This window comes from Rhodoblastus acidophilus (assembly GCF_025961575.1).
Classification (GTDB): domain Bacteria; phylum Pseudomonadota; class Alphaproteobacteria; order Rhizobiales; family Beijerinckiaceae; genus Rhodoblastus; species Rhodoblastus acidophilus_C.
The window spans coordinates 52,019-61,069 of record NZ_JAOQNX010000014.1 but is presented as its reverse complement, the minus strand read 5'-3'; the positions used below and the strand labels follow the sequence as shown (position 1 = coordinate 61,069).

Genomic DNA, 9,051 nt, shown 5'->3' with positions numbered 1-9,051 from the left:
AAAGGTTAATCTTTAGGCTTTACGCTGTGGTTTTCGATTGGCGCAATTAGGCCAGGTTTCGCACCCGGCCAATAAGGGGAATGGGAATGGCAGGCGCAAAGCTGACATGGACTGGAGCGGGCTTCGACCAGGACTGGTCGAATGGGGCGAACTGGGACGGCAATGTCGTCCCGACATCAATCGATTCCGCAAGCGTGGATGCGGCGGACGTCTTGTTCAACGGCCCGGACGGCGCGGCGGCTTCGCTGAGCTTTTCGGGAACCTCCAGCCTCACCCTCTCCAGCAACGCCCTGACTCTCGGCGCGCTCTCGGAGATCGGCGGCTCCGCCGTGACCTATACGCTTTACGGCGGCGCCCTGACCGTGAACGGCGACTTCGGCGGCGCCAATGACATGGTCTACGCCACGGGCGGCGCCTTCACCGTTACGGGAACGGCGACGCTCGCGGGCTTCGCCAATGGCGACGCCTATACCGCCTCCAATGGCGGAGCCATCTGGCTCGGCGGCGTCGCCAGCGACGCGGCGGTGATCAAATATTTCACCGTGAGCGATTCGACGTCATGGATCGAACTGGGCCCGACCGCAGGCGCCGCCGCGGCGGGCCAGTTCGCGCTCGACGCCGGTCAGACGCTCTCCGGCAGCGGCGCCATCCAGGCCTCGGACATCATCATCGACGGCGTGCTGGAGGCCGACAAGGGCGCCGAGGACCTCTATGGCGCGCTGTCCGGTTCGGGCGTGCTGAAAATCGCCGCGCAAGGCGTCCTCAATCTCTACAATCCCGCCGCCGCCACCTTGTCCGTCGATTTCACCGGCAGCGGCGGAACGCTGGCGCTGACCTCGGGCGTCTACGATCTGAGCAAAAGCTTTGCTCCGCTGATCTCGGATTTCGGCTCCGGCGACACCATCGACCTCGCCGGTCTTCAAGGGGCGGGGGGCGCGTCGAGCAGCGCGACCATCGCCTCGGTGACCAATGACGGCCTGCACACGGTCGTGCGGCTCGACGGCTTCGACCCCAACGGCTCCATCGTCGATTACACGCTGACCTTCGCCGGCGTCTACGACGCCAGCCTCTTCGCGGTTCGCGCCGACACCACCAGCACGAATGGCGGCACGTTTCTCACCAGCGCCGCGCCGTGCTTCCTGCCGGAGACCCTGATCCGCACGCCCGACGGCGAGACCGCGGTGCGGGATTTGAAGCGCGGCGATCTGGTGATGACGAGCGCCGGCGAGATTCGTCCGGTGGCCTGGATCGGGATGCGCACGGTGGCGTCGCGCTTCGCCGATCCGGCGCGCTGCTGGCCGATCCGGGTCACGGCCGGGGCGCTCGGCGAAAATATTCCCGCGCGCGACCTGCGGCTCTCGCCCGATCACGCGCTGCTGGTCTGCGGCGTGCTGGTTCACGCGGGCGCGCTGGTCAACGGGACCACGATTCTACGCGAGACCGAGGCGCCGGAACGCTTCACCTATTATCACGTGGAGCTCGACGACCATGCGCTGATCCTGGCGGAGAATACGCCGGCGGAGACGTTCGTCGATACGGTGGAGCGCATGGCCTTCGACAATTGGGCGGAGCACGAGGCGCTGTGGCCTCAGGGCAAGCCGGTGGCCGAAATGGAGTATCCGCGGGCGAAATCGGCCCGTCAGCTTCCAGCGGCGGTGCGCAGGCTGATCGCCGAACGGGCGAAGGCGACGCCAGCCGCAGCGTGACCATGCGGCTGGCCTCGATCTGGGCCGGGGCGGTCGCCCCGGCTCATCCGGTTAGAGCATTTTCGAGCGAAGCGGTTTCCGGTTCGCGTGAAGAAAATGCGTCAAAACAAAGAACTAGAATGTGTATCCGATGGTGAATTGCGGCCCGAGCATGGTCTGCTGGAAGCGGAAGCTGCCAGCGAGGCCGTTGTCCTGCTTTTCGTAGGCGTAGAGCGCCCGGAAGCCGAGGGTCAGCGACGTGTGCGGCGTCCAGTTATAGCCCAGGGCGCCAAAGGTCTGCCAGGTCAGGCTGTTGGTGTAGCCGCCGATGTCCGCCTCGCCCTTGAGGAACCAGGTGTCGTTCAAGTCATATCGGGCGACCGCGCCGATGATCGGGTCCACCCAGTCCTTGCTCTGCGAGGTCTTGACGCCGTAGCCGAGCACCGCCGTGCTCAGCGTCACATCCGCATGCACGCCGAAATAGCGCGCGCCGGCAATGCCGAACAGGGTCAGGCCGGGGACCGGCACGGCGAGGCGCGCGCCGGCGAAGCCGGTCAGCACGGTCTCCTGCAGATGCAGGTTGGCGTGGACGCCGCCGAATTGTCCGAGTCCCCCGGGCTGGCCATGGAAGCTCGCGCCCGCGGTCACGCCGGTGGCGTAGAGGTCGAGGCCGCCGATGAAATCGTCGTTGCGGGCGACGACGCTGAGGGGCACGACATAATTGAGATGCTGGAGCAGTTTGAAAAAGCCGACATCGGCTGACGAGGTCGGCAGATTGCGCACGCCCACATTGGCGATGAGGCTCGGCGCCCAGCCGTTGATGGTCGCCTCGAAGCGCCAGGCGCTGGGCGCGGGCGCCAGAACGGGCGCCTCCTTGAGCGACGGCAGGTCGGCGGCGAGAGCGGACGCCGAAGACATGGCGGTGAGCGCAAGGACGGCGCTGCTGCTCAACAAGATCTTCCGCAAGCGATGAAACTCCTCGATAAAGTCTCGTTCACGTTGAGCGAAGGCGTTGCAAAAGGCCAGCGCGAATCGCCGCTCCGGCCGTTCCTTCCCTATAATCCGAGCTCATGTTGCACGGACGCCACAAGCAGAATTGAAGCAACAGGCGAGAAGCTATCGTAGACTTGGCGATAAGTCTTTGATCGCCATGGACCGAACTGAGTAACAGGCCTGGGTGAAGCGGGACGAAACCGCTCGGCGCCCGCGCTGACATTGCGTCCCACCCGCCCGCTGGCGGGAAATGTCCCGGTTTCTGGCGCAAACCGTCCTTGACCCGGCGCCCGGCATGGACAGGATCATCCTGCGAAGCTTTGTTCGAAACCCGGTCGCGCCCATTCGCCACGACCCGCCCAAGAGGGACATCCCAAGGGACATTCCAAGGGGACATTCCAAGAGGGACATCCGATGATCAAGGACCCGGCGGCAACTCCCAAGCTCTCGTTCACATGCGCCAGCCCGGCGAAATGGAGGCGCGGCGCCTCCCTGCTGGCGCTCAGCGCCTTTGCTCTCGCCGTCGCGGGGGGCGACGCCCCAGCCGCCGCGCAGGAGGTCACGGGCGTGCTCGGTTCGCCCGCCGCCACCACGACCATCGACGGAAAGCAATTGCCGCCGCCCGACCCGAAATTCGGCGGCGAGATCAAGCATGACGCGCTGCAATCCAAGGCGTGGTGGGCGCCGCGCATTGTCCCGCCCAAGGGCGCGCCCAATGTGCTGCTGGTCATCACGGACGACGCCGGTTTCGGCGTGCCCAGCACGTTCGGCGGCGTCATTCCGGCGCCGACCATGGACAAGGTCGCGCAGGAGGGCCTGCGCTACACCCGCATGTTCTCGACCGCGCTGTCCTCGCCGACCCGCGCGGCGCTGATCACCGGGCGCAACCACCATTCCGCCGGTTTCGGCGTCATTTCCGAACAGTCGACCGGCTTCCCCGGCTACAACAGCATTATCGGCAAGGATAAGGCGACGATCGGGCGCGTCCTGCTCGACAACGGCTATCACACCTCCTGGTTCGGCAAGGACCACAACACGCCCGCCTTTTCCGCGAGCGAAGCCGGTCCGTTCGACCAGTGGCCGACCGGGATGGGTTTTGAATATTTCTACGGTTTCGTCGGCGGCGACGCCAACCAGTGGCAACCCAATCTGTTCCGCAACACCACGCAAATCTACCCATTCCTGGGAAAACCGCCGGGAAGCTGGAACCTGATCACGGCGATGGCCGATGACGCCATCGACTGGATGACGCGGATGCGTCAGACCGATCCCGCCAAACCGCTGTTCGTCAAATATGCGCCGGGCGCGACCCATGCGCCGCATCATCCGACCCAGGAATGGGTCGACAAGATCCACGCCCTGCATCTGTTCGACGACGGCTATGAAAAGCTGCGCGAACGGATTTTTGCAAACCAGAAGAAGCTCGGCATCGTGCCCCAGGACGCCACGCTGACGCCCTGGCCGGCCGACAAGATCAAACCCTGGGACCAGCTGACGGATGTCGAGAAAAAACTGTTCATCCGGCAGGTCGAGGTGTTCGCAGCCTATGCCGCCTATAACGATTATGAGGTCGGCCGCGTCGTCGAGGCGATGAAGTCTTTCGATCCCGACAACACTTTGGTCATCTATATCAACGGCGACAATGGAACGAGCGCCGAAGGCGGGCCGCTGGGCACGCCCAACGAGGTCGCCTTCTTCAACGGCCTCAACGAAATCCCCGCTGAAGTGCAGATGAAATTCTATGACGTCTGGGGCACCGAGCAGACCTACAATCATATGTCGGCCGGCTGGTCCTGGGCCTTCGACACGCCGTTCGACTGGTTCAAGCAGAACGCCTCGCGGCTCGGCGGCATCAACCAGAACATGGTGGTGTCCTGGCCGACGCGGATCAAGGACAGGGGCGCGGTGCGCGAGCAATTCGCCCATGTCATCGATGTCATGCCGACCATCCTCGAAGTCGCGGGCGTCAAGGCGCCCGATTCCGTCGACGGCATCAAGCAGGCCCCCATCGAGGGGACGAGTTTCGCCTATACGTTCGACGCCGAGAACGCCAAGGCGCCCTCGCGCCACAAGCGCCAATATTTTGAAATGATGGGCCAGTGGGCGCTCTACAATGACGGCTGGCTGCTCAGCACCAAGGTCAATCGCGCCCCCTGGGAGGCGTTCGGACCCGCCAATCCCGATCCGCTCAACAATCAGGTGTTCCAGCTCTACGATTTGCGGAAGAACTGGAACCAGACCGACGATGTCGCCGCCCAGCACCCCGCCAGGGTCGCCGAGCTGCGCGAGCTGTTCGTCGAGGAGGCGAAGAAATATCAGGTGTTCCCGCTCGACGCCTCGGTCGCCTCCCGTCTGGTGCAGCCGCGCCCGAACATCACGGCGGGGCGGACGGACTTCGTCTACACGCGGCCGATGACCGGCCTGCCGCAAGGCGACTCGCCCTCGCTGTTGAACACCTCCTATACGATCACCGCCGAACTCGACGTGCCGCAGCAGGGCGCCGAAGGCATGATCCTCACCTCGGGCGGGCGCTTCGGCGGCTATGGCTTTTATCTGCTCAAGGGCAAGCCGGTGTTCCTGTGGAACCTCGTCGATCTCAAGCGCATCAAATGGGAGGGCGCGGACGCGCTGACGCCGGGCAAGCATACGGTCGCGTTCGATTTCAAATATGACGGGCTCGGCGCCGGCACGCTCGCCTTCAACAATTTCTCCGGCATTGGCCGTTCCGGCGTCGGCGAGCTGAAGGTCGACGGCCAGGTCGTGGCGACCGAAAAAATGGAGCGCACCCTTCCGCTGATCCTGCAATGGGACGAGAGTTTTGACATCGGCTCCGACACGCTGACCGGCGTCAACGACGCCGATTACCAGCCGCCGTTCCCGCTGACGGCGAAACTGGAAAAGCTGACGATCAAACTGGATCGGCCGCAATTGACCCCGGAGGACATCAAGAAACTCGAGGGCGCCAAGTCGGCCGCCGCCGACGGCCCGGTTTCGGATGAGCTGGACACGGTGCAGCGGCTGGAGCTGAAGGTGGACAAAATCAAGGAATGCCGCGAGAAGGCGATTGCCGAAAAGCTCGATGTCGTTGACCGCATCAAGTTCGTGCGCGACTGTGTGAAATAATCTCTGGTTCAGGCGGGCGAACCGCCCGTGACAGCGGGGGCTTGCGAGCCCCCGCATGCGTTAAAACCGTGTGCGCCGACCGAGCCTGCGATGATCGACAAATACAGCATTCCGCAACAGCTAGGCGCGGCGGGGCATCGCGCCTTTCACATCGTGGCGAAGCCCGCGGGCTCCACCTGCAATCTCGATTGCGCCTATTGTTTTTATCTCAGCAAGGAGCGCCTGGCCGGGGGACCCGGCGCGGGAGAGATGAGCGACGAGACGCTCGACCTCTTCGTCCGGCAGTACATCGAAGGGGTCACCGGTCCCGAGGTGGTGTTCACCTGGCAGGGTGGCGAGCCGACCTTGCGCGGCCTCGATTTCTTCCGCCGCGTCGTCGCCTTGCAGAAGAAATACGCCCGGCCCGGCCAGAGGATCGAGAACGACCTGCAAACCAATGGCGTGCTGATCGATGAGGACTGGGCGAAGTTCCTGCGCGAAAATCGTTTCCTCGTCGGCCTGAGCATCGATGGGCCGCGCGAGTTGCACGACCTTTATCGCGTCAACAAGGGCGGCGCCCCGACTTTTGACAAGGTGATGGCGGCGGTCGAAGTTTTGCGCGCGCAAAACGTGCGCTTCACCACGCTCACCTGCGTGCATCGCGGCAACGCCAAGCGCCCGCTCGACGTCTACCGTTTCCTGCGAAAGGACGTGGGGTCGACGACCATCCAGTTCATTCCCGTCGTCGAGCCGAAAAATTTTGAGGTCGCGGCGCCCCAGTCGCGCCGTCAGGCGGAATTGCCGATCCTCGGCACTCCGCAGGCGCGACCGGGTCACGAAAACTCCATCGTCACCGATTGGTCGGTCGATCCCGAGGACTACGGCTATTTCCTGTCGCGCGCCTTCGACGAATGGCTGCGCAAAGACGTGGGAAAAGTGCTGGTCACGCATTTCGAAACGCTGGTCGCGCAGCATCTCGAAATGCCCTCGCAAATGTGCGTTTACAGCGAGTACTGCGGCAAGAGTCTCGCACTGGAGCACGATGGCGGGCTCTACGCCTGCGACCATTACGTCTATCCGGAATATCGGCTGGGATCGCTGCGCGAGACGCCGCTCGACAAAATGGTGTTCTCGCCGGATCAGGTCAAATTCGGCTTCGCCAAATCGGAGACTTTGCCGCTTTATTGCCGCGAATGCCCGTTCAAGATCGACTGCTGGGGCGAGTGCCCGCGTAACCGCCTGATCCGCGCGCCGGACGGCGAGCCCGGCTTGAACTATCTGTGTTCGGGTCTGCGAAAATTCTTCAAGCACGCGCTGCCGGCGGTGGAGCGCCTCGCCGCCGAGATCCGGCGTTCAAAATGACGGAAATCCCGGCGGCGGCGACCGCCGCCGGGATCGAAAACCTTACTCGCGGATGCCGTTCTTCTCGCGCCATTCCTTGAAGACCACTTCCAGGCCCTGGATGATCTTCTTGTCCTGGTTCGCCTTGCAATACATGATCAGATTGTGTTCGAGCGCCTTGGCGCGGTCCGGCTTCATGAAATGCTTGTGGGCCAGGCCATTGTACCAGCCGCTGTACCAGACGGTCAGATAATCGGCGTCTTCCTGAAAGGTGTTGGCCAGTTGCGCGCAGGTCAGCTCCTGCACGTCGATCCATCCCTTGGCGTCGGTATAGGCCGTGAGTTCGACCGGATCGGCCTTGGCCGCGCCCATTGACGCAACTGCGGCGAAAATTCCGAGAGCCAGCGCATGTTTCATGAAAATCCCCCGCATTATGAAAAACCGGTTTTTAGCGCGCGCGCTTCACCGCCGGCGGCTCCCAGGAGCCGTTGAGAATCGATGGATCGTTCTCGCTGGGCCAGTAAAGACGCAGCATCAGGTGGAATTTGCCTTTTGGCGCGGGCAGCCAGTTGGCTTCCTTCTCCGCGCCGGGGCTTTCGTTCTGGATGTAGATCACCAGAGACCCGTCCGGCTCGTATTTCGGATTGGTGCGCACGCTCATGGAATAGCGGTTGATCGGATTGGCGACGAAGAACATCTCCTCGTCGTACATGGTCAGCGACCAGAACCCCTTGACCGGCGGAAGCTCGCCCTTTGCGAACCGAAGTTCGTAATTGTGCGCGCCCTCGTAGGCGTGGAGCAGCGAGGCGCGCTGCGACATCGGATAGACGGCGTCCTGCGGCAGGTTGGCGCCGAGGCCGATCGCCGTGATGAAGGCGCGTTGCAGATAGTCGGTCCCGTAGGAGCCGGTCTTGGTGGTGAACAGCCAGCCGTGCTCCCGCTTGAGCGAGGTCAGTTGCAGGAGGATGCGATCGTAGGCCAGCCGCGGCAGGCGCTCGTCATAGCGGTGGTCGAGGGCCTCCGAATTAAAACTCTTTCCGGCCTCCAATCCGATCTCTTTAAATCGCTCCAGCGCGGGAGCGTCCGCGGCGGCGGGTGGGTTCCGCTTCAGCAGCTCGGCGAGCAGAGTGAAATAGTCGCGTGCGGACAGCTTGTTGACCTGGTCGCGGACCGGCGTCTTCATGTCGACCGAGGGATCGACGGTTCCCGCCGGCGGCTTGTAATCCTTGCCCCACGTGCTGAGCGGCTGCACCTTGAACGCGTCCTGAAGCGCATGCACCGCCGCGTAATCCTCGGGCGTGCCGGTGCAATAGATGCGGCCGAGCATCCAGACGATCGCAGTGGGCGACTTGAGCTGGGTTGCGCCGGCGGGCACGGCCCCGCTCCAGCCTGGACCAGTGATGACAAAAGTTTGTGCGTCAGTTCCGGTCGTGCGGCTGCCGGGAGCGGCGAAGACATTGGTCCATCCGTCGAGGAACGGCAGCAGGAAGTAGCGGCCCTTCATGTCGGGAATGCTGACCACCCAGGGCTCGGCGCCGACGTCGAAGAATGACATGGTGTAGAGCGTGTCGGCATTGGGTGCGGTGACGTCGCGAAATTTGGCGGTCGGATATTCGCGCGCCTTGATCAGCTGTCCCATCGGCGCGCGGGTCCCGGCGGGCTCGGCCACATTGGTCATCACGCGCCGGGTCATCTCCATGGTGACCAGCGGATAGCCGAAAACATAGGCGTCGGAGGCGATATGAAAATCCTCGGCGCCTTCGACGAGGTCGGCGAGCGGATGGTCGAAGGCGAGCGCCGCGCGCGGCGCGACCGCGGCGCCAGTGAGCAGTCCGATGCCGCCGATCATGGCGGCGCGTCTGTCAAAATCCACGTAAGCCTCATAGGTTTGACGAGTGAAGTCACGGATCAGATAGGCCCCGGCCCCGGG

General features: G+C 63.6%; 6 protein-coding genes. 3 read left to right on the top strand and 3 right to left on the bottom strand.

Annotated features, from left to right (window positions below):
* Positions 1–86 precede the first annotated feature (86 nt).
* Positions 87–1,706 (top strand): Hint domain-containing protein, encoded by a 1,620-nt coding sequence (locus tag M2320_RS11615; RefSeq protein WP_264597411.1) that lies wholly within the window; start codon positions 87–89, stop codon positions 1,704–1,706.
* A gap of 114 nt (positions 1,707–1,820) precedes the next feature.
* Here the strand turns inward: M2320_RS11615 and M2320_RS11610 are convergent, their stop codons facing one another.
* Entirely contained in the window at positions 1,821–2,636 is an 816-nt protein-coding gene (locus tag M2320_RS11610; protein WP_264597410.1) for a hypothetical protein, read from the bottom strand.
* Positions 2,637–3,092: 456 nt separating this feature from the next.
* On the opposite strand from M2320_RS11610, the gene M2320_RS11605 reads away from it, so the two are divergent.
* Positions 3,093–5,801: an arylsulfatase gene (locus M2320_RS11605; protein WP_264597409.1), complete on the top strand. Its 2,709-nt coding sequence runs from the start codon at positions 3,093–3,095 to the stop codon at positions 5,799–5,801.
* A gap of 90 nt (positions 5,802–5,891) precedes the next feature.
* The gene (locus tag M2320_RS11600) at positions 5,892–7,142 is read left to right on the top strand and encodes an anaerobic sulfatase maturase (RefSeq protein WP_264597408.1); all 1,251 of its coding nucleotides are present in this window, start codon (positions 5,892–5,894) and stop codon (positions 7,140–7,142) included.
* A gap of 42 nt (positions 7,143–7,184) precedes the next feature.
* Here M2320_RS11600 and M2320_RS11595 read toward each other — a convergent pair whose 3' ends face one another.
* Both M2320_RS11595 and M2320_RS11590 read right to left on the bottom strand, forming a co-directional pair.
* Positions 7,185–7,538, bottom strand: a complete 354-nt coding sequence (locus M2320_RS11595) for an HdeA/HdeB family chaperone (RefSeq protein WP_264597407.1) — start codon at positions 7,536–7,538, stop codon at positions 7,185–7,187.
* Positions 7,539–7,569: 31 nt separating this feature from the next.
* Positions 7,570–8,994: a DUF1254 domain-containing protein gene (locus M2320_RS11590; RefSeq protein ID WP_264597406.1), complete on the bottom strand. Its 1,425-nt coding sequence runs from the start codon at positions 8,992–8,994 to the stop codon at positions 7,570–7,572.
* Positions 8,995–9,051 lie beyond the last annotated feature (57 nt).